This window comes from Roseixanthobacter glucoisosaccharinicivorans (assembly GCF_043195095.2).
Taxonomy (GTDB): domain Bacteria; phylum Pseudomonadota; class Alphaproteobacteria; order Rhizobiales; family Xanthobacteraceae; genus NCEH01.
In genome coordinates this window covers 1,313,246-1,332,870 of sequence record NZ_CM195538.1, presented here as the reverse complement: position 1 = coordinate 1,332,870, position 19,625 = coordinate 1,313,246, and the positions used below count along the sequence as shown (strand labels likewise).

Annotated in this window: 18 protein-coding genes; 16 read left to right on the top strand and 2 right to left on the bottom strand. The window is 67.9% G+C overall.

Annotated features, from left to right (window positions below; all coding sequences use genetic code 11):
• Positions 1 to 177 precede the first annotated feature (177 nt).
• The 6 genes from V5F78_RS05860 to V5F78_RS05835 all read left to right on the top strand — a co-directional run bounded on the left by V5F78_RS05860 (position 178) and on the right by V5F78_RS05835 (position 7,429).
• Positions 178 to 465, top strand: coding sequence for a GIY-YIG nuclease family protein (locus tag V5F78_RS05860; protein ID WP_394069076.1), 288 nt, complete (start codon positions 178 to 180; stop codon positions 463 to 465).
• A gap of 71 nt (positions 466 to 536) precedes the next feature.
• Entirely contained in the window at positions 537 to 1,169 is a 633-nt protein-coding gene (locus V5F78_RS05855; RefSeq protein ID WP_509276660.1) for a hypothetical protein, read from the top strand.
• On the top strand, positions 1,169 to 2,446 hold the full coding sequence (locus V5F78_RS05850) for a class I SAM-dependent methyltransferase (RefSeq protein WP_394066858.1): 1,278 nt from the start codon (positions 1,169 to 1,171) through the stop codon (positions 2,444 to 2,446). The genes V5F78_RS05855 and V5F78_RS05850 overlap by 1 nt, the downstream gene beginning before the upstream one ends.
• The gene (locus tag V5F78_RS05845; protein ID WP_394065881.1) at positions 2,443 to 4,275 is read left to right on the top strand and encodes a methylmalonyl-CoA mutase family protein; all 1,833 of its coding nucleotides are present in this window, start codon (positions 2,443 to 2,445) and stop codon (positions 4,273 to 4,275) included. Before V5F78_RS05850 ends, V5F78_RS05845 begins: the two co-directional genes overlap by 4 nt.
• Positions 4,276 to 4,350: 75 nt before the next feature.
• Positions 4,351 to 6,507, top strand: coding sequence for a methylmalonyl-CoA mutase (scpA, locus tag V5F78_RS05840; RefSeq protein ID WP_394065882.1), 2,157 nt, complete (start codon positions 4,351 to 4,353; stop codon positions 6,505 to 6,507).
• A gap of 31 nt (positions 6,508 to 6,538) precedes the next feature.
• Positions 6,539 to 7,429, top strand: coding sequence for an MBL fold metallo-hydrolase (locus V5F78_RS05835; protein WP_394065883.1), 891 nt, complete (start codon positions 6,539 to 6,541; stop codon positions 7,427 to 7,429).
• Positions 7,430 to 7,444: 15 nt separating this feature from the next.
• Here V5F78_RS05835 and rnhB read toward each other — a convergent pair whose 3' ends face one another.
• On the bottom strand, positions 7,445 to 8,143 hold the full coding sequence (gene rnhB, locus V5F78_RS05830) for a ribonuclease HII (RefSeq protein ID WP_394065884.1): 699 nt from the start codon (positions 8,141 to 8,143) through the stop codon (positions 7,445 to 7,447).
• A 783-nt stretch (positions 8,144 to 8,926) separates the two neighbouring features.
• Here rnhB and ypfJ point away from each other — a divergent pair.
• Together ypfJ and moaB are read left to right on the top strand one after the other, a co-directional pair.
• Positions 8,927 to 9,826 (top strand): KPN_02809 family neutral zinc metallopeptidase, encoded by a 900-nt coding sequence (gene ypfJ, locus V5F78_RS05825; RefSeq protein ID WP_394065885.1) that lies wholly within the window; start codon positions 8,927 to 8,929, stop codon positions 9,824 to 9,826.
• On the top strand, positions 9,826 to 10,389 hold the full coding sequence (moaB, locus tag V5F78_RS05820) for a molybdenum cofactor biosynthesis protein B (protein WP_394065886.1): 564 nt from the start codon (positions 9,826 to 9,828) through the stop codon (positions 10,387 to 10,389). Before ypfJ ends, moaB begins: the two co-directional genes overlap by 1 nt.
• A gap of 219 nt (positions 10,390 to 10,608) precedes the next feature.
• Here moaB and V5F78_RS05815 read toward each other — a convergent pair whose 3' ends face one another.
• A complete protein-coding gene (locus V5F78_RS05815) occupies positions 10,609 to 11,394 on the bottom strand; it encodes an HXXEE domain-containing protein (RefSeq protein ID WP_394065887.1) in 786 nt (261 codons plus the stop codon).
• Positions 11,395 to 11,479: 85 nt separating this feature from the next.
• On the opposite strand from V5F78_RS05815, the gene V5F78_RS05810 reads away from it, so the two are divergent.
• From V5F78_RS05810 to V5F78_RS05775, 8 genes are all read left to right on the top strand, one after another.
• Positions 11,480 to 13,096, top strand: coding sequence for an acyl-CoA dehydrogenase family protein (locus tag V5F78_RS05810; protein WP_394065888.1), 1,617 nt, complete (start codon positions 11,480 to 11,482; stop codon positions 13,094 to 13,096).
• Between the two features lie 183 nt (positions 13,097 to 13,279).
• The gene (locus tag V5F78_RS05805) at positions 13,280 to 13,561 is read left to right on the top strand and encodes an acyl carrier protein (RefSeq protein ID WP_348844761.1); all 282 of its coding nucleotides are present in this window, start codon (positions 13,280 to 13,282) and stop codon (positions 13,559 to 13,561) included.
• Positions 13,562 to 13,576: 15 nt separating this feature from the next.
• A complete protein-coding gene (locus tag V5F78_RS05800; protein WP_394065889.1) occupies positions 13,577 to 14,050 on the top strand; it encodes a 3-hydroxyacyl-ACP dehydratase FabZ family protein in 474 nt (157 codons plus the stop codon).
• Positions 14,043 to 15,254, top strand: coding sequence for a beta-ketoacyl-ACP synthase (locus V5F78_RS05795; RefSeq protein WP_394065890.1), 1,212 nt, complete (start codon positions 14,043 to 14,045; stop codon positions 15,252 to 15,254). The genes V5F78_RS05800 and V5F78_RS05795 overlap by 8 nt, the downstream gene beginning before the upstream one ends.
• 194 nt (positions 15,255 to 15,448) lie before the next feature.
• Positions 15,449 to 16,732 carry a beta-ketoacyl-ACP synthase gene (locus tag V5F78_RS05790; protein ID WP_394065891.1) on the top strand — a complete coding sequence of 428 codons (1,284 nt, stop codon included), beginning with the start codon at positions 15,449 to 15,451 and terminating at the stop codon, positions 16,730 to 16,732.
• A 55-nt stretch (positions 16,733 to 16,787) separates the two neighbouring features.
• Positions 16,788 to 17,552 carry an SDR family oxidoreductase gene (locus tag V5F78_RS05785; protein WP_394065892.1) on the top strand — a complete coding sequence of 255 codons (765 nt, stop codon included), beginning with the start codon at positions 16,788 to 16,790 and terminating at the stop codon, positions 17,550 to 17,552.
• Between the two features lie 14 nt (positions 17,553 to 17,566).
• Positions 17,567 to 18,589, top strand: a complete 1,023-nt coding sequence (locus V5F78_RS05780; RefSeq protein WP_394065893.1) for a zinc-binding dehydrogenase — start codon at positions 17,567 to 17,569, stop codon at positions 18,587 to 18,589.
• Between the two features lie 32 nt (positions 18,590 to 18,621).
• Positions 18,622 to 19,548, top strand: a complete 927-nt coding sequence (locus tag V5F78_RS05775) for a lipid A biosynthesis lauroyl acyltransferase (RefSeq protein WP_394066860.1) — start codon at positions 18,622 to 18,624, stop codon at positions 19,546 to 19,548.
• Positions 19,549 to 19,625: the final 77 nt, after the last annotated feature.

The window sequence follows — 19,625 nt, the reverse complement described above, 5'->3', positions numbered from 1 at the left end:
GCACGCGACCGTTGGCCACGCGGATGCACTCTCGTCCAGAGGTGTCCGTCATGCCCGGCTCTGTGCCGGGCATCCACGCCGCGTCGCAAGCACCGACCTCAGATCGCCCCGCCCGATCTGACCGCGTGGATGGCCGGGACGAGCCCGGCCATGACAATGGTAAATGCGGAGCCTCGCATGCCCGCAGCTTTCGTCTACATGCTCACCAACCGCCCCAACGGGCCACTTTACCTGGGCGTCACGAACGATCTCGTTCGGCGGATCTTCGAGCACCGCGAAGAACTGGCGGAAGGGTTCACGAAACGCTATGGCCTGAAGCGGCTGGTCTATTTCGAGGCGCATACCGAGATCCGGCTCGCCATTCAACGCGAACGGACCATGAAGCACTGGTCGCGGGCCTGGAAAGTGCGCCTCATCCTGGACGCCAACCCGGAATGGCGCGACCTCTGGGACGAGATCGTCTGAGGCGTGCCCCTTATGCCGGGCTTCACGCTGCTGCCGCTACCGACCTTCCATGTTGCTCCCGGCCCAACCGCGTGGATGGCCGGGACGAGCCCGGCCATGACAACGGCAAAGATTATTTTGCGACGGCGTCATGGGATATGGCGCAGGCCGTCATGCCCGGCCTCGTGCCGGGCATCCACGCCGCGCCGCAAGCATGGACCCGCGAAATCCCGTCCCGGCCCAACCGCGTGGATGGCCGGGACGAGCCCGGCCATGACAGTGGTAAAGATTATTTTGCGACGGCGCCGTGGGCTATGGCGCAGGTCGTCATGCCCGGCCTCGTGCCGGGCATCCACGCCGCGCCGCAAGCATGGACCCGCGAAATCCCGTCCCGGCCCAACCGCGTGGATGGCCGGGACGAGCCCGGCCATGACAACGGCGAAGATTATTTTACGACGGCGCCGTGGGATATGGCGCAGGTCGTCATGCCCGGCCTCGTGCCGGGCATCCACGCCGCGCCGCAAGCATGGACCCGCGAAATCCCGTCCCGGCCCAACCGCGTGGATGGCCGGGACGAGCCCGGCCATGACAGTGGTAAAGATTATTTTGCGACGGCGCCGTGGGCTATGGCGCAGGTCGTCATGCCCGGCCTCGGGCCGGGCATCCTCGCCGCACCGCAAGCATCCTGCGTAAGCGCCGGCTCTGCACGGGGAAGGACCCTCTGATGCGTCTGCTCTCGCACCTGCTGAAGCGTTTCGTGGAGAAGGGCCAGCTCACGGTGATCACCGTGGATGGCGTGCGGCACGTGTTCGGCAGCGGGGTGGACGGGCCGAGCGTTACCGTGCGCATGCACGACAAGAAGCTCGAGCGCGACCTGTTCTTCAATCCCGAACTGGTCTCCGCCGAAGCCTATATGGACGGCCGCCTCACCTTCGAGGACGGGGCGGTGTTCGACCTGCTGAACCTGTTCTCGGTCAACCGCAAGGGCCTCGGCGCCCATCCCGTGCAGCAGGCGCTGCGCAAGGGCTGGCGCGCGCTGCGGCGGTTCCATCAGGCCAACCCGGTCGCCAAGGCGAAGGAGAACGCCTCCAGCCACTACGACCATCCGGCCGAATTCTACCGGCTGTGGCTGGACGAGACCATGGCCTATTCCTGCGCCTATTTCTCCGAGCCAGACGAGCCGCTGGCGGATGCCCAGCGCAACAAGTTCCGCCATGTGGCGGCGAAGCTGAAGCTCACCCCTGGTATGCGGGTGGCGGAGATCGGGTCCGGCTGGGGCGGGCTCTCCATCTATCTCGCCAAGACTTGCGGCGTGCACGTCACCGCCATCAATGTCTCGCCCGACCAGCTGGCGGAATCGCGCCGCCTGGCCGAGGCGGCGGGGGTCGCCGACAGCATCGACTTTCGCGAGATGGATTATCGCGACCTGAAGGGCCCGTTCGACCGCGTGGTGTCGATCGGCATGATGGAGCATGTGGGCGTCCATCATTTCGACGCCTATTTCTCCACCATCCGCGACTTGCTCGGCCCCGGCGGGTTCGCTTTGGTGCACGCCATCGGCCGCATGTCGCCGCCGGGCACGACCGCGCCCTTCATCCGCAAATACATCTTCCCCGGCGGCTATGTGCCGGCCCTGTCGGAAGTGTTCGCCTCCACCGAGCGCACCCATCTGTGGGTCGCCGACATGGAGGTGCTGCGGCTGCATTATTATTGGACCATCCGTGCGTGGCGCCACAGGTTCGAGGCGCGCCATTCCGAGGTGGAGGCGATGATGGGCGCGCGCTTCACCCGCATGTGGGAATTCTATCTCGCGGCGGTGGAACTGGGCTTCCTGCACGGCTCCAACATGGTGTTCCAGCTGCTGCTGTCCGACCGGCGCGACGACGTGCCGGTGCGGCGCGATTACATGTTCACGGGGGAAGAGGCCCTGGCCGCGCAGGATCTGGCCGCGCAGGAACCGCGCCTGCCGCCCGCCCCCTCCAGCCAGGAGTTTGCGCAATGACCGAGAACACCGGCACCTTGCCGTTCACGACCGAGCTTCCCCCCGTGACGCGCGAAGACTGGCTGAAGCTGGTGGAAGGCGTGCTGAAGGGCGCGCCCTATGACAAGAAGCTGGTCACCCGCACCTATGAGGGGCTCTCGCTCGATCCGCTGCCGCCGCGCAAGCGCGACGCCTTGCCCATCGCCGGGCGCCCGGCCGGCGCGCCCTGGATCATCAGCGCGCGCGTCGATCAGGCGGACAAGGACGCCGCCAACACGCAGGCGCTGGAAGACCTCGACGGCGGCGCCTCGGGCCTGACGCTGGTCTATGCCTCCTCGCCCCATGCCCATGGCTTCGGCCTGCCGGACGGCGAGGTGCTCGACCGCGTGCTGGACGAGGTGATGCTGGATCTCATCGACACGCGCCTGGAAAGCGGCGGCTTCAAGGGCCGCGATAACGCCCTCGCCTTGGCGAAGCTCGTGCAGGATCGCGGCCACAGCCCGGCGGATCTCTCGGTCTCGTTCGGCCTCGATCCCATCGGCGATCTCGCGGCGGCGGGCTCAGCGCCCCTGCCCTGGGCCAATCTTGCCCAGCGCTTTTCCGAGACCGCCGGCATTCTGGCCGGCAAGGGCTTCAAGGCCCGCTTCGCCCGTGCCGACGGCGCGGTGCATCACGCGGCCGGCGCCTCGGACGCGCAGGAGTTGGCGGCGGTGGTCGCCACCGGAATCGCCTATCTGCGCGCGCTGGAAGCGGCGGGCGTATCGCTGGAGGCCGCCTTCGGCCAGATCGAGCTGGCGCTGACCGCCGACGTGAACCAGATCGCCACCATCGCCAAGTTCCGCGCGCTCCGCCTGCTCTGGGCCGCCGTGCAGCGCGAGAGCGGCGTTGCCGCCCGTCCCGCCCATGTGCATGCCACCACCGCCTGGCGCTCCCTGACGCGGCGCGACCCTTACGTGAACCTACTGCGCGCCACCGTCGCAGCCTTCTCCGCAGGTGTGGGCGGGGCGGACAGCGTGACCGTGCTGCCCTTCACCCAGGCGCTCGGCCTGCCGGATGCGTTCGCCCGCCGCCTCGCCCGCAACACGCAATTGGTGTTGCTGGAGGAATCCAACCTCCACCGCGTCGCCGATCCCTCCGCCGGCGCCGGCGCCATGGAGACCCAGACCGAAGGGCTCGCCGCCGCCGCCTGGCAGATCTTCCGCGCCATCGAGGGCAAGGGCGGCATGGCGCAGGCGCTGACCACCGGCTGGTGGCAGCAGCAGGTGGCCGAGGTGCGCGCCCGCCGCGCCAAGGATGTGGCGACCCGCAAGGAGCCCATCACCGGCACCTCCGAATTCCCCTTGCTGGGGCAGGCCGTGCCGGCGGTGCTCGCGCCCAGTCCCGCGCAGCCGGTGCCGGTGGAGGGCGCCCTTTCGCCCCACCGCCTCGCCGAGCCGTTCGAGGCCCTGCGCGATGCCGCCGAGGCGGAGGCGCCGCGCGCCTTCCTCGCCACCCTCGGCCCCATCGCCGCCTTCACGGCGCGGGCGACTTATGCCCGCAATCTGTTCGAGGCCGGCGGCATCGCCGCCCCGGTGCCGGAAGGGTTCGCCACGCTGGAGGATCTCATCGCGGCGTTCGCGGTCTCCGGCGCGCGCATCGCCTGCCTGTGCTCTTCCGACGAGATGTATGCCGAGCAGGCGGAGGAAGCCGCCCGCGCGCTGAAGGCCGCGGGCGCGAAAGCGGTGTGGCTCGCCGGCCGGCCGGGCGAACATGAGGCGGCCTGGCGCGCCGCCGGCGTGGACGGCTTCCTGTTCGCCGGCTGCGACGTGCTGGACGTGCTCGGCACCGCCCAGCAGCAATTGAGTGCCTGAACTGGTGAGTGCCCGAAAGACTTGCGTCACCCAGCGCTTGCTCGCGCGGTGCGCCGAACTGAGTTAGGATGAGACATGAGCCGCTTGCCCGCCTTCGCCGATATCGATTGGCGCGCGCCGGACCTGGCGCCCCCATCGGCCAAGTTCGCACCCTGGGTGACGCCCGAGGGGATCGCGGTGAAGCCGCTGTACGGCCCGGCGGACGTGGCGGGGCTCGATTTCATCGACACCTATCCGGGCATCGCGCCATTCCTGCGCGGCCCCTACCCCACCATGTATGCGAACCAGCCCTGGACCATCCGGCAATATGCCGGCTTCTCCACGGCGGAGGATTCCAACGCCTTCTATCGCCGCAACCTCGCGGCCGGGCAGAAGGGGCTTTCGGTCGCGTTCGATCTCGCCACCCATCGCGGCTATGACAGCGACCATCCCCGCGTCGCCGGCGACGTGGGCATGGCCGGGGTGGCCATCGACAGCATTTACGACATGCGCACGCTGTTTTCCGGCATCCCGCTGGACCAGATGAGCGTGTCCATGACCATGAACGGCGCGGTGCTGCCGATCCTGGCGCTGTTCATCGTGGCGGGCGAGGAACAGGGCGTGCCCCACGCCAAGCTCTCCGGCACGATCCAGAACGACATCCTCAAAGAGTTCATGGTGCGGAACACCTATATCTATCCGCCCGCACCCAGCATGCGCATCATCTCGGATATTTTCTCCTACACTTCCAAGGAGATGCCGCGCTTCAACTCGATCTCCATTTCCGGCTATCACATGCAGGAAGCCGGGGCGACGCAGGATCTCGAACTCGCCTATACGCTGGCGGACGGGGTCGAATACGGCCGCGCGGGTGCCGCCGCCGGCTTGCCCATCGACGTGTTCGCGCCGCGCCTCAGCTTCTTCTGGGCCATCGGCATGAACTTCTTCATGGAGGTGGCGAAGCTGCGCGCCGCCCGCCTCCTGTGGACCCGCCTGATGACCGACCTCGGGGCGAAGAACCCCAAATCCCTGCCGCTGCGCACCCATTCCCAGACCTCGGGCTGGAGCCTCACGGCGCAGGACGTGTTCAACAATGTGATGCGCACCGCCGTGGAGGCCATGGCGGCCACCCAAGGCCACACCCAGTCGCTGCACACCAATGCGCTGGACGAAGCGCTCGCGCTGCCGACCGACTTTTCCGCCCGCATCGCCCGCAACACGCAGATCCTGCTGCAGCAGGAGAGCGGCACCACGCGCCAGATCGACCCCTGGGGCGGCTCCTTCTTCGTGGAGCGCCTCACCGCGGACCTTGCCGCCAAGGCCTGGGCCCATATCCAGGAAGTGGAAGCGCTCGGCGGCATGGCGAAGGCCATCGAGGCCGGCATTCCCAAGCTGCGCATCGAGGAGGCCGCCGCCACCACGCAAGCCCGCATCGACGGCGGGGCGCAGACCGTGGTGGGCGTCAACAAATACAAGCCGCTGACCGAGGCGCAGATCGACGTGCTGAAGGTGGACAATTCCGCCGTGCGCGCCGCGCAGATCGAAAAGCTCAAGCGCCTGCGCGCCGAGCGCAGCGATGCCGAGGTGGAAAGCGCGCTCACCGCCCTCACCCATGGCGCGAGCGCGGGCGCGAACCTGCTGGAACTCGCCGTCAACGCCGCCCGCGCCAAGGCGACCGTGGGCGAAATCTCCGACGCGCTGGAGAAGGTGTTCGGCCGCCATCGCGCCGAGATCCGCGCCATTTCCGGCGTCTACAAGCGGGAGGCCGGCGCCATGACGGACAAGGTGGGCAAGGTGCAGCGCCAGGTGGAAGAGTTCGAGCATGCCGAAGGCCGCCGGCCGCGCATCCTGGTGGCCAAGGTGGGCCAGGACGGGCACGACCGCGGGCAGAAGGTGATCGCCTCCGCCTTCGCCGACCTCGGCTTCGACGTGGACATCGGCCCCCTGTTCGCCACCCCGGAAGAGGCCGCGCGGCAGGCGGTGGAGAATGACGTCCATGTGGTGGGCATCTCCTCTCTCGCCGCCGGCCATCTCACGCTCGTGCCGGCGCTGAAGCAGGCGCTGGAGGCGGAAGGGCGCGGCGACATCATGGTGGTGGTGGGCGGCGTCGTGCCGCCGCAGGATTATGACGCCCTGCGCGCGGCCGGCGCGGAAGCCATCTTCCCGCCCGGCACCGTGATCGCCGACGCCGCGCGCGACCTCCTGGTGACGCTCTCCCAGCGGCTCGGCCATTCCAAGGCGGCGGCCGAATAGCCCGCCCCTTTCCCCCATCTAGGAGTGCGCGATGCCGGACTATGGTTCGACAATGGAGGTGCTGCATCTGGCGCCCCATCTGCTCGGCTTCTATGATGGCCGCATCCCCGGCGTGCGCCTCTACAGCGAAAAGCCCAATTGGCTCGACGACGGCGCCTTCGCGCTGGGCATCTGCACCTATGCGGTGGTGGATGGGGCGGAGGCGCTGGTCTACGATCCGCACATCTCCTTGCCCCACGCCCGCATCATCCGCCGCACGCTGGAGGAGATGGGCGTCACGCACATGCGCCTCGTGCTCTCCCATTGGCACGACGACCATGTGGCCGGCACCGAGGTGTTTGCCGATTGCGAGATCATCGCCAATCAGGACACGGCCGAGATCCTCGCGGCCCACAAGGATGCGCTTGAAAGCGGCGATCCGCCCATCACGCCGCTGATCCTCCCCAACAGCCTGTTTTCCGGCACGCTCGACCTCATGGTGGGGCAGATCCCGGTGCAATTGCGCCAGCTCGACATCCACAGCCGTGACGGCACGGTGGCGCTTTTGCCCGGCGGCGTGCTGCTGGCGGGCGATACGCTGGAAGACCCGATCACCTATGTGGCCGAAGAAGACCGGCTGGCGATCCACCTGCGCGACCTCGACCGCATGGCGGAATGGGACATCTCCACCATCCTGCCCAATCACGGCTCCAAGGCGCAGATCCTCGCGGGCGGGTATCCGCCGGCCTTCATCGCGGCAACCCGCCTCTATGTGGAGAAGCTGTTGCGGCTGGAGCGCGAACCCGCGCTGGCCGCGCAGGACCTCCCCACCTTCGCCGCCGAGGCGCTGGCGACCGGGGCGGTCGCCTATTTCGAGCCTTACGAGGCGGTCCACCGCCACAATGTGGAGAAGGTGCTCGGCGTTGCGGGGCAAGCCGCCTGAAAGGCGAACCCGCCGCTATTCCGCAGCGACCAACTCTTCGGCCTCCGCCTCGGGGGCGGGCGCGCCAAACAGAAGCAATTGCTGCTCCCGCACCGGGGTGAAGGACTGGCGATGATGGCGGCAAGGGCCGTGGGCGCGCAGCGCATCCCCGTGCTCGCGGGTGCCATAGCCCATGTGCCGCTCGAACCCATAGACCGGGAATTGCGCGCCGAGGCCGCACATCAGCCGGTCCCGCGTGACCTTGGCGACGATGGAGGCCGCCGCGATGGAGGCGATGAGCCCGTCGCCGCCGACGATCATTTCCACCGTGCAGGATAAGGGCGGGCGATCGTTTCCATCGACAAAGACCAGCGCCGGCGCGCATGGCAGGCCGCGCACCGCATTGGCGAGCGCCCATAAGGTGGCCTGGCGGATATTGTCCCGGTCGATGCGTCCCGGCGGCGCGAGGCACACCGAAACCTCCGCCGTGGCGCAGATTTCCGCGAACAGGCGCTCGCGCACCTCGCGCGTCAGCTTTTTGGAATCGTTGAGCCCTACGGGGATTCGCTTGGGATCCAGCACCACGGCGGCGGCGACCACGGGCCCGGCCAGCGGGCCGCGCCCCGCCTCGTCCGCCCCAGCGACCGGCCGCGCGCCGGCCTTATAGGCGGCATGCTCGCGCTTGAAATTGAGGCCGAACTTGGCTTTCGCGGAGCGGGGCTCGATGGCGGCCATGGCGTGAACTCTCTTCCCCGAGCGTTGCGATTCGGCTTCACCGACGATGCGGGAGGGTGGCGCCGCCGCCGGCCGAAGGCAAGGGTGCGCCGGGTGCGAGACAAGGGCCGATCGAAAGTCCTGGCGTTGCGCCGTTGCAGGACCATCGTCATGCACGGGCCTGTCCCGTGCATCCACGCGGCACCGCTGGTACCCACTTTTCAAGGTCCGCGCGGTCCGCCCGGCGTGGATCGCCGGGACGCTCCCGGCCATGACGCGCAAAAGACGACGACCGATCAAAGGATGACGATGGCGCGGACCTGCCGTCGAGGCCTCGACACTCCGGGCTTAATGCCGTTGCAGCAGTGCTGCGTCATGCACGGGCCTGTCCCGTGCATCCACGCGGCGCCGCTGGCACCGACTTTTCAAGGATCGCGCGGGCGGCCCGGCGTGGATGGCCGGGACGCGCCCGGCCATGACGATCGGTAAAGGAGAGACATTCGCGCGACCGCCCCCAAGTGCCTCGAACATGCAGCAGGCCCTTGAATGTCGAGCCGGGCTGGAGCGCGGTTTCGCGCCAAAAACTTTCCCTAAGGAAAATTTAATCCCGGCCGAGGCGCAGTGTCGCGGCGGCGCCCGAGGCGCGCCCCGGCGTGCAAACGAGGATTTCGCCGCAAAGCTGTGCTTTAAGAGAACGAGGATCGAACCACAGGCCCCCTCAAGCGTTGTCTCTGCGGCCAAGTCGGCGGAAACGAAGACGGCGCGAAGCATCAGGTGGCGCGCCTGTGGGCAGGAGGCTTGAGCATGCGGTGGGACGACTTCCGGTCCAGCGGTAATGTGGAGGACCGGCGCGGCGAAGGCGGCGGCGGCGGGTTCCAGATGCCGGGCGGGCGCGGTGGCCTCGGCATCGGCACCATCCTCATCGTCGGTGTGGTGGGCTGGGCGCTCGGCATCAATCCGCTTGTGCTGCTCAGCGGCCTGGAAGCGATCCAGGGCGGCGGCAGCGGCAGCTCCTATCAGCAGCCGGCCCCCTCCCAGGCGACCCGGCAGGGTCCCCCCACCGACGAACTCGGCCGCTTCGCCGCCGCCGTGCTGGCGCAGACCGAGGATGTGTGGACCGATCTGTTCCGCGCCCAGGGTCGCACCTATGTGGACCCGAAGATGGTGCTGTTCTCCGGCCAGACCCGCTCCGGCTGCGGGGGCGCCTCGGCCGAGATGGGGCCGTTCTATTGCCCCACCGACCAGAAGGTCTATCTCGACCTCTCCTTCTTCCAGGAGCTGAAGACGCGGTTCAAAGCGCCGGGCGATTTCGCCGCCGCTTATGTGATCGCCCACGAGGTGGGCCACCACGTGCAGAACCTCACGGGCATCCTGCCGAAGATCCAGGCCGCGCAGCGCAATGCCGGTACCAAGAGGGAGGCGAACGCGCTTTCCGTGCGGGCCGAGCTGATGGCCGATTGCCTCGCCGGCGTGTGGGCCTATCACGCCAACGAACGCTTCCGCATCCTGGAGCCCGGCGACGTGGAAGAGGCGCTCGCCGCCGCCACCGCCATTGGCGACGACCGCCTGCAACGCCAGTCGCAGGGCGTGGTGGTGCCGGACAGCTTCACCCACGGCTCCTCGCAGCAGAGGGTGACGTGGTTCACGCGCGGGCTTAAGAGCGGCTCCATGCAGCAATGCAACACCTTGCAGGGAGCCATCTGATGCCAGGCATAGATGCCGCGCGCACCTTCGTGCCGCTGAAGATCGCCGTGCTCACCGTTTCCGACACCCGTGCGCTCGCCGACGACAAATCCGGCGCCGTGCTGGCCGAGCGCATCGAGACCGCAGGCCACGTGCTGGCGGACCGCAAGATCGTGCCGGACGATGTGGCGGAAATCCGCGCCGTGGTTCAAGGCTGGATTGACGATCCCGCCATCGACGCGGTCATCACCACCGGCGGCACCGGCTTCACCGGCCGCGACGTGACCCCGGAGGCGGTGGAGCCCCTGTTCGAGAAGCGCATGGAGGGCTTCTCCACCGTGTTCCACATGATCTCGTTCGCGAAGATCGGCACCTCCACCCTTCAGAGCCGCGCCACCGCCGGGGTCGCGCGCTCCACCTACATCTTCTGCCTGCCCGGCTCCCCCGGCGCCTGCAAGGATGGGTGGGACGAAATCCTCGTCAACCAGTTGGACGTGCGCTACCGCCCTTGCAACTTTGTGGAGATATTGCCCCGGCTGGACGAGCACCTGCGGCGCGACAAGGCCAAGGGCGCGAGCGTCTAACGTCGGCGCGCCCGGTTAGAGCGCGGCGAATCTGGCGCCGAGAGTCCAGGCGTGGACCTGGGGGCGGCGGCAAATTTCGCCGCGCCGAAATTCGACGGGAAACTTTGGCCGAAATCGCGATTTGGTCGGCTGGAAAGGCACGGAGAGGCGCGAAAAACTGCCTTCTCGCCCCTGTTCTTCTAGGCTAAGCCATTGTTTCACGTGAAACATTTTACGCCATCAGGCGGCCGGCGCCGCCGGGCGGCGGGGTTTTCGGGGCGCCCGCGCCGGTGCGGCCGGGGGCGGCGGCGGCGCGGGCACCCGCCCCTGCGGCGTCCGCCCCTTGAAGGCCACCGCCATGAGCGTCGCCGGAACGGCGGCATTCAGCACCTGGATCGCGACCAGCAGCCAAAGCCCGATGAAATCCCGCAGATAAGCGAGCAGGGAACCCATCAGCACCGCATGCACCAGCATGCCCGCCAGAACCACCAGCCCAATCGCCTTCGCCCCCGCCCCATGGCGCCGCACCGCCACCGTGAGCGTCCACAGGCATAGCGGCAGGAACAGCACCACTGCGCTGAACAAGCCCGGATTGTAGCGGCGTTCCAGCAGCGCCGGGACGATATGGGCGAAGGCATTCACCAGCGGCACAGCGAAGAAACTGAGCGCGATCAAGGGAAAGCGCCGCGCCACCAAGGCGCTCGCAAAGCCCGCGACCCAGACCGCCGAGACGTTCACGGAAGTGATGAAGGCCAGCGGCACCGGGCAGGAGATGGCATCGCCATAGCCCAGCGTCGCGCACAAGGCGCCGCGAAAGGCATAAGGCGCGCCCAAGAGGCTCACCCCATGTTCCTCGAACTGGTGCAGCAAATAGGCCGTCACCGCCAGCCAGGTGAGCCATTGCAGATCGAACCAGCGCGCAATCCGCCGGTCGGCCTGAAGACCGTCGGTGGCGGCAAGCACAATGAGCAAGGCCCCGGCAGCGCCGAGGCCGATCCAGGGCCAGGTGGTTGCGAACAGGGGCATGGGCGGGCAGCTTAGCGGGCAGAAAAGGCGTGTCCAGCCGAAGGCGCCGCAAAGCACCGGGACATGCCATCTGGGAGGGCGCGCCATGACCCGTTCCACCGCCGAAGAGGCCGTCTTCAATCAGCCGCCGCCGTTCGCGGACATCAATCTGGTGACCCGAGACACCCCGTTGCGCGAGGCTGCGGGCCTTTCCGGCAAGGCCGCGGAGGATCTGGCGGCGTTCGGCGCGGACTGGGGGACGCAGGCGCGCCTGGACCTCGGCCGGCACGCGAACGAGAACCCGCCGCGCCTGCGTACCCACGATCCCCAGGGCCGGCGGCTCGATCTTGTGGAATTCCATCCCGCCTATCACGCCCTGATGGCGCACAGCCACGCGGCGGGTCTTGCAAGCTCCACCTGGACCGGGGGCAGCCATGTGGCGCGGGCAGCGCGCCTGTTCGTGATCGCGCAGGTGGAGGCCGGGCACGTCTGTCCCCTCACCATGACCCATGCCGCCCCGGCCGCGCTCGCCGCCGCGCCCGCGCTTCTGGCCGAGTGGCTGCCGCGCATCACGTCCGGCCCCTATGATTCGCGGTTCATTCCGTTCTGGGAGAAGAGCAGCGTCACCCTCGGCATGGGCATGACCGAGAAGCAGGGCGGCACCGACGTGCGCGCCAACATCACCCACGCCGAGGCGATCGGTGGGGACGAATATGAGATCACCGGCCACAAATGGTTCTTCTCAGCGCCCATGAGCGATGCCTTCCTGGTGCTGGCGCAGGCGACGGGCGGGTTGACCTGCTTCCTCGTGCCGCGCTTTCGCCCGGACGGCACGGTGAACGCCCTGCATCTGCAACGGCTGAAGGACAAGCTCGGCAACCGTTCCAACGCCTCGTCCGAAGTGGAGTTCGCCCGTGCCTTCGCCTGGCGCGTCGGCGCGGAAGGGCGCGGGGTACCGACCATCATCGAGATGGTGCAATTGACGCGGCTGGATTGCGCCGTCTCCTCCGCCGGCCTCATGCGCATGGCGCTCGCCCTGGCGGTGCACCATGCCCGCCATCGCACGGTGTTCCAGAAGCGGCTGATCGACCAGCCGGCCATGACCGCCGTGCTGGCCGATCTCGCCATGGAAAGCGAGGCGGCGACCGCCCTCGCCTTCCGCCTTGCCCAAAGCTTCGACCGGGCGAAGGACGACCCGCTGGAAGCCGCCCGCGCGCGGCTGCTGACGCCGGCGGTGAAATTCGCCGTCTGCAAGGCCGCGCCGGGGTTCATTTATGAGGCGATGGAGGCGCTCGGCGGCAATGCCTATGTGGAGGAAAGCCCCCTGCCCCGGCTCTATCGGGAGGCGCCCGTGAACGCCATCTGGGAGGGCTCGGGCAATGTGATGGCGCTCGACCTGCTGCGCGCGGCGGGCCGGGATGCCGCCGCGACCCGCGCGGTGATCGCGGCCCTGGCGCAAGAGGCACGCGAGGTGCCCGGCGCCGTTGAGACAGCCCGGGACATTGCCGATTCCCTGGCGGGCGACCACTTGGCAAGCCGCGCCCGGCACATTGCCGAGCGGCTCGCCGCCCTGGCCGCCGCGGCGGCGCTGGCCGCGCATGCGCCGCGGCCGATCGCCCATGCCTTTGGGGCAACCCGGCTGTTGCGTCCGCGCGGACTGTTCGGCGCCAATTCCATTGCCGAACCCGCCCGGCTGCTGGATCGCGCCTTAACCGAAGCGTGAGAGGAAACGGTATCGCACCGCCACCGCCGCGCGGTTCCCATTGAAACCTCAGGCCGCCTTCGCTATAGGGCACTTCGACTATCCGAGGGGCCGCAGAGGCCAAGCCTCGGCCGTGGCCGCTTTGTCTCGCCCGCAGCGAGCAGGTCGTGCCCCGAGCGGCCGAGCCATAACAGAGGCGCACTCATGTCTTCGACGTTCGATACCGTCGCCAATATCATCGCCGAGACGTGCGACATCCCGCGCGACACCATCACGCCGGAAAGCCATGCCATCGACGATCTGGGTATCGACAGCCTGGACTTCCTCGATATCGCCTTCGCCATCGACAAAGCGTTCGGCATCAAGCTTCCGCTGGAACAGTGGACGCAGGAAGTGAACGACGGCAAGGCCACCACCGAGCAGTATTTCGTGCTCAAGAACCTGTGCGCTCGCATCGACGATCTGGTCGCGGCGAAGACCGCCTGAGGTCGGACGGAGCGAATGCGTCCTGAAGTTTTCAAGATGGTGGACCGGGTCGTCGCGATCGATCCGGGCCTTGAGACCATTCATTGCGAAGGCCTTGTGCCGGAAGAAAGCTCCATCTTCGAGGGGCATTTTCCTGGCCATCCCCTCATGCCCGGCGTCCTGCTGATCGAGGCCATGGCCCAGACCACCGGCTGGCTGGTGCTCGCGCGCAACCGATTCGACAAGATGCCGTTCCTGGCCACCGTCAAGGAAGCCAAGCTGCGCACCTTCGTCGTCCCCGGCCAGAATCTGGACCTTTATTCCAAGATCCTGCACGAGGGCTCCGGCTTCGTGGTGGCGCAGACCCGCTGCACCTGCGAGGGCAAGCCGATCTGCAACGCCGAATTGGTGTTCCGCGTGCTGCCCTGGCCCGAGGGCCGGATGAAGGACGTGGTGCTCAAGGTGGCCGAGCGGGTGGAATTCCCGATCGCGGACTATGTCGATGCCTGATCACAGCCCAAGCGGCAAGCGCGACGTCTGGATCACCGGAATCGGCCTGGTTTCCTCGCTGGGCGAGGGGCCGCAGGCCAATTGGCAGGCGCTCGCCGCCGGCACCGCCCCGGTGACCGATGCCGAGCGCTTCGCGCCTTATGTGGTCCATCCCCTGGTCAAGGTGAATTACGACAGCCAGATCCCCAAGAAGGGCGATCAGCGGCAGATGGAGCCGTGGCAGCGTATCGGCACCTATGCCGCCGGGCTGGCGCTGGACAGCGCGGGCATCGCCAAGAATGCCGAGATCCTCGGCCAGACCGACATGATCGTCGCGGCCGGCGGCGGCGAGCGCGACTTCCTCGTCGATGCGGCGATTCTCAACGATATCCTGGCAACCAACGATGCGGGCCGGCTGCTGAACGAGCGCCTGCTCTCGGACCTGCGGCCCACGCTCTCGCTGGCGCAATTGTCCAATCTGCTGGCGGGCAACATCTCCATCGTCCATGGCGTCACCGGTTCCTCCCGCACCTTCATGGGCGAGGAAAGCGCGGGCGTGGATGCAACCCGCATCGCGTTTTCGCGTATCGCCGCGCGGCAGAGCGAGATCGCGCTGGTGGGCGGGGCCTATAACGCCGAGCGCGAGGACATGCTGCTCCTCTACGCGCTGAACGATTTCTGCATGAAAAACGGCTTCCGGCCGATCTTCGGCGCGGATGGCGCGCCGGGCATTCCCTCCGGCTCCATGGGCGCCTTCCTGGTGCTCGAATCGCCCGAGCACGCGACCGCGCGCGGCGCCAAGCCGCTGGCGAAGCTCTCCGGCGTGTGGTCGGAACGGGCACGCCGCGACACGCCGGGCAGCGTCGCCGAAAAGGTGACGGCGCTGCTCTCCAAGGCCGGCACGACCCCGGGCACCGCCGTATTCTCCGGCGCCACCGGCGCCCGTGGCGCCACCGAGGCGGAAGCGCAGGCCCTGCGCGCGGCCGCCCTGCCGGTCCGTTCGCTCGCCAATCGCATCGGCCATGGCTTCGAGGCGCAGTTTGCCGCCGGCCTTGCCCTTGCCGCGCTGGCGGTGAACGAGGGCACGCTGTTTCCTGCCTTGGCCGGCGATACGCTGGAAAGCGATGCGCCAAAGACCGGTGGTGAAGCCGTGTCCCGCGTGATCGTCACCGCCGTCGGCCATTGGCGCGGTGAAGGCGCGGGGCTGGTGGAACGGGTGGGTTGAGCCTTATATCTCACGCGTAAGAGGGCGGACATCGGGGCTGGCGAGGGGCGCGCCGGAAGGTCCCATGAGGTCTGTCCATGCGGGTGGAGGCGCGACGTCCCCCTCCCTCGCCGCCCCGCCGCCGTCTGTCACGGGCGCGGCCCCAGGACGTGCGGACGCTCACCCTGGTGTGACGTCCTTGGAAGGAGGCGCCTGTGGCGCAGGCATATACGGACAAGTTCGGCCGCCCGATCGTGGTGGTGACCGGCATCGGCATCGTGACCTCCCTGGGCCAGGGTAAGGCGGAGAATTGGCGTCGCCTGACCGCCGGCGAATCCGGCATCCACACCATCACCCGCTTCCCGCTGGAAGGCATGCGCACCACCATCGCGGGAACCGTGGACTTCCTGTTCGACGGACGCGTGCCCGCGCCCGATCTCTCCCAGCGCCTCGCGACCCTGGCGGCGGAAGAAGCCATCGCGGAGGCCGGCATCGGCTCCAAGGGCAATTTCCCCGGCCCGCTGTTCGCCGCCGTGCCCCCGGTCGAGCTGGAATGGCCGGAGAAGCGCGCCCTGGCCGAGGTCGTCCCGAACAAGCCCTTGGTCTATCATGACCTTCTCGACGCGGCGGAGACGGGCAAATTCTCCGCGTGGCACGAGCGCTTCCTGTTCGGCTCGGTGGCGGACCGCCTCGCCGATCATTTCGGCACCCAGGGCCAGCCGATTTCCCTCTCCACCGCCTGTGCCTCCGGTGGCACGGCGATCCAGCTCGGCGTCGAGGCGATCCGGCGCGGAGAATGTGATGTCGCCCTTTCGCTGGGCACCGACGGCTCGGTGCATCCCGAGGCGCTGATCCGCTTTTCCCTGCTCTCGGCGCTGACCACCGCCAACGACAAGCCGGGCGAGGCTGCCCGTCCGTTCGCCAAGAATCGCGATGGCTTCGTGATGGCGGAAGGCGCCGCCGCTTTGGTGCTGGAAAGCCTGGAGCACGCCACCGCCCGTGGCGCCAAGATCCTCGGCGTGCTGGAAGGCTGCGGGGAGATGTCCGACAATTTCCACCGCACCCGCTCCAGCCCGGACGGCAAGCCCATCATCGGCTGCATGATGAATGCGCTGAAGGATGCGGGCATCACGCCCGGCGACGTGGACTACATCAACGCCCACGGCACCTCGACGCCCGAGAACGACCGGATGGAATATGTCGGCATGAAAGCCGTGTTCGGCGAGGAGGCCCTCGCGGGCATTCCCATCTCGTCCAACAAATCCATGATCGGCCACACGCTCACCGCCGCCGGCGCGATCGAGGCGGCGGTCTCGCTGCTGACCATCGCCAACGGACGCATCCCGCCGACCATCAATTACACCATCCCCGACCCGGCAATTCCTCTGGACGTGGTGCCCAACGTCGCCCGCGACGCGCGTGTGAACCGCGTGATCTCCAATTCCTTCGGCTTCGGCGGGCAGAATGTGTGCCTGGTGCTGACGGGGGAGCCGGCGTGAGGCACGGCTTCTGCCGCTGGACGGCGCCGATCGACGCCGCAGGGCGCGGGCATCCATGACCGCGTCCGAAAACAAGCGGGTTCTCGTCACCGGCGGCGGGCGGGGCCTCGGCGCGGCGATCGTGCGCGCGCTCGCGGCGGCCGGCTATGACGTGACCTTCACCTATCGCAGCGCCGGCCCCGAGGCCGACGCGCTGCTTGCGGAGATCCGCGCCGCCCATCCGCAGGCGGCGATCGGCGCCAAGGCGGTGGACCTTGCCGATCGCGCCGCCGTCGAGGCCCTGGCGCAGGAGATCGAGGCGGACGCGGCCTATTACGGCTTCTGCCATAATGCGGGAGCCTCCTACGACACGCTCGCGGCCATGGTGGACCAGGACAAGGCCGAGCAGGTGATGCAGGTCAACCACCATGCCTTCGTGCGCCTGGCGCGCGCGCTGGTGCGCCCCATGATCCGCGCCCGGGTGGGCAGGATCGTCGCCATCGGCTCGGTGGCGGCATTGCAGGCCAACCAGGGCAATGTCGCCTACGCCGCCTCCAAGGCCGCCCTGCTGGCCCATGTGAAGGGCCTGGCCGTGGAGAGCGCGAAGCGCGGCGTCACGGTCAATTATGTCGCCCCCGGCTTCATCGACACGGCCATGCTCGCCAAGTTCGCCGACTACCGCGACCGCATGGCGGCACAGATCCCCGCCGGGCGTTTCGCACAGGTGGATGAGGTCGCGGCGCTGGTCGGGTTTCTCTTCTCGCCGGGAGCAAGCTATATCACCGGGGCCGTGATCCCGGTGGATGGGGGCCTCTCGGCCCAGCTTGCCGTCCATCGCTGACCTTCAGGACCAAAATGCGCGCCCTTCAGCTCGTTTCCGACCGCAATCTCCAGATCGTCGACATGCCCGAGCCCGACGCCCCCGGCGCCGGCGAGGTGCAGATTCGCGTCAAGGCGCTCGCCCTCAACCATATCGACGTGTGGGGCTGGCGCGGCATGGCGTTCGCCAAACGCAAGATGCCGCTGGTGGTGGGCGCGGAAGCCGCCGGTGAAGTAATCGCGCTCGGCGCCGACGTGCGCGGGCTGAAGGTGGGCCAGACGGTCGCCATGTACGGCGCCATGACCTGCGGCCATTGCAAGCAATGCCTCAAGGGCCGGGACAATCTGTGCGAAAGCGTCGGCGGGGTGCTGGGCTTCCACATCGACGGCTTTGCCCGCGACATCATCAACATGCCCGAGCGGCTGGTGATTCCCGCCCCCGAGGGCGTCTCCTTCGAGGAGGCGGGCTGCGCCGGCATCACCTTCTCCACCGTCGAGCACATGCTGTTCGACAATGCCAAGCTAGAGCAGGGCGAGACCGTGCTGGTCCACGCCGGCGGCTCGGGCATCGGCTCCGCCGCGATCCGCCTCGCCAAGGATATCGGCGCCACCGTCATCACCACGGTCGGCGACGACGAGAAGATGGAAAAGGCCAAGGCGCTCGGCGCCGACCATGTGATCAATTACCGCGTCGACCGGTTCGAGCACGAGGTCCGCAAGATCACCAAGAAGGTGGGCGTGGACGTGGTGTTCGAGCATGTGGGTGCCGACACCTGGAACGCCTCGCTGCTGTCCATGAAGCCCGGCGCGCGGCTCGTCACCTGCGGCTCCACCTCCGGGGTGAGCGTGCAGATGAACCTGATGCAGCTGTTTCAGCGGCAGTACAAGATTTTCGGTTCGTTCGGCGCCACCATCCGCAATGTGGCGGACGGCCTGGAAAAGATGGGCCGGGGCGTGAAGCCGGTGATCGACACCGTGGTGCCGCTGGAGCGCTTCAACGAGGGGCTGGAGCGCCTGGAGAGCCGCAAGGTGTTCGGCAAGATCGTCGTGCGCTTCTAAAGAGCCACGCGAGGAAACCGGCCGTGTCGCCGCTGAAGATCCTGTGGGGCCGCCTGGTGCGTCGGGTGCGCCACGCGCTCGCGCCGATCGCCGAGAGCATCATCGTCGGCGTCGTGCGGGTGCTCGTGTGGTGGTCGCGGCTCTTTCCCATCTCCTGGTCGTCGGCGGTGGTGAGCACGCTTGCCCGCCTGCTGGGCCCGTTCTTCCTGGTCAGCCGGGTGGCGCGGCAGAACCTGCGGCGCGCCTTTCCGGAAAAGAGCGACGCCGAGATCCGCCGCATCCTTGATGGCGTCTGGGACAATCTCGGCCGCATGTCGGCGGAATTCGCCCATCTCGACCGGATCTGGGACTACAATCCGGCCCATCCCGACCGGGGACGCATCGAGATCGTCGGCACCGAGGTGATGGCCCGCCTGCGGGACGACGGCAAGCCGGCGCTCTTCTTCACCTCCCACACCGGCAATTGGGAATTGAACGCGATCACCGGCGGCAAGCTAGGCGTGAAGGGCGGCGTATTGTATCGCGCGCCCAACATCCAGAAAGCCGCCAAGCTGATCGAGGATATGCGGGCGGAGACCATGCCCGGGCTGATCCGCGCCAACCGCAATGCCGGCCGCCAGATGGCGCGCATGCTGGAGGAGGGCCAGCATATCGGCATGCTGGTGGATCAATATTGGGGCCAGGGCGTGATGGTGGATTTCTTCGGCCGCCCCTGCCCCACAAACCCCACCTTGGCGCGGCTCGCCCGGCAGTTCGAATGCCCGGTGCATGGGATGCGGGTGATCCGCCTGCCGAAGGGGCGGTTCCGTATCGAGATCACGGAAGAAATCGTGCTGCCGCGCGACGCGGACGGGCGCATCGACGTTCAGGGCGCCATGCAGGCGGTGACTTCGGTGATCGAGGATTGGGTGCGCGAATATCCCGGCCAATGGCTCTGGCTGCATCGGCGGTGGCGATAATGACCCCTCGAAACGCCTTGGACAAAATCCCCCGCTTGCCCCTCGACCCCTTATCCTATAAAGCCGCGCTTTCCTTT

Coding starts and splice junctions, on each gene's coding strand:
- V5F78_RS05860 (WP_394069076.1), top strand. CDS start 178: ATGCCCGCAGCTTTCGTCTACATGCTCACCAACCGCCCCAACGGGCCA.
- V5F78_RS05850 (WP_394066858.1), top strand. CDS start 1,169: ATGCGTCTGCTCTCGCACCTGCTGAAGCGTTTCGTGGAGAAGGGCCAG.
- V5F78_RS05845 (WP_394065881.1), top strand. CDS start 2,443: ATGACCGAGAACACCGGCACCTTGCCGTTCACGACCGAGCTTCCCCCC.
- scpA (WP_394065882.1), top strand. CDS start 4,351: ATGAGCCGCTTGCCCGCCTTCGCCGATATCGATTGGCGCGCGCCGGAC.
- V5F78_RS05835 (WP_394065883.1), top strand. CDS start 6,539: ATGCCGGACTATGGTTCGACAATGGAGGTGCTGCATCTGGCGCCCCAT.
- rnhB (WP_394065884.1), bottom strand. CDS start 8,143: ATGGCCGCCATCGAGCCCCGCTCCGCGAAAGCCAAGTTCGGCCTCAAT.
- ypfJ (WP_394065885.1), top strand. CDS start 8,927: ATGCGGTGGGACGACTTCCGGTCCAGCGGTAATGTGGAGGACCGGCGC.
- moaB (WP_394065886.1), top strand. CDS start 9,826: ATGCCAGGCATAGATGCCGCGCGCACCTTCGTGCCGCTGAAGATCGCC.
- V5F78_RS05815 (WP_394065887.1), bottom strand. CDS start 11,394: ATGCCCCTGTTCGCAACCACCTGGCCCTGGATCGGCCTCGGCGCTGCC.
- V5F78_RS05810 (WP_394065888.1), top strand. CDS start 11,480: ATGACCCGTTCCACCGCCGAAGAGGCCGTCTTCAATCAGCCGCCGCCG.
- V5F78_RS05805 (WP_348844761.1), top strand. CDS start 13,280: ATGTCTTCGACGTTCGATACCGTCGCCAATATCATCGCCGAGACGTGC.
- V5F78_RS05800 (WP_394065889.1), top strand. CDS start 13,577: ATGCGTCCTGAAGTTTTCAAGATGGTGGACCGGGTCGTCGCGATCGAT.
- V5F78_RS05795 (WP_394065890.1), top strand. CDS start 14,043: ATGCCTGATCACAGCCCAAGCGGCAAGCGCGACGTCTGGATCACCGGA.
- V5F78_RS05785 (WP_394065892.1), top strand. CDS start 16,788: ATGACCGCGTCCGAAAACAAGCGGGTTCTCGTCACCGGCGGCGGGCGG.
- V5F78_RS05780 (WP_394065893.1), top strand. CDS start 17,567: ATGCGCGCCCTTCAGCTCGTTTCCGACCGCAATCTCCAGATCGTCGAC.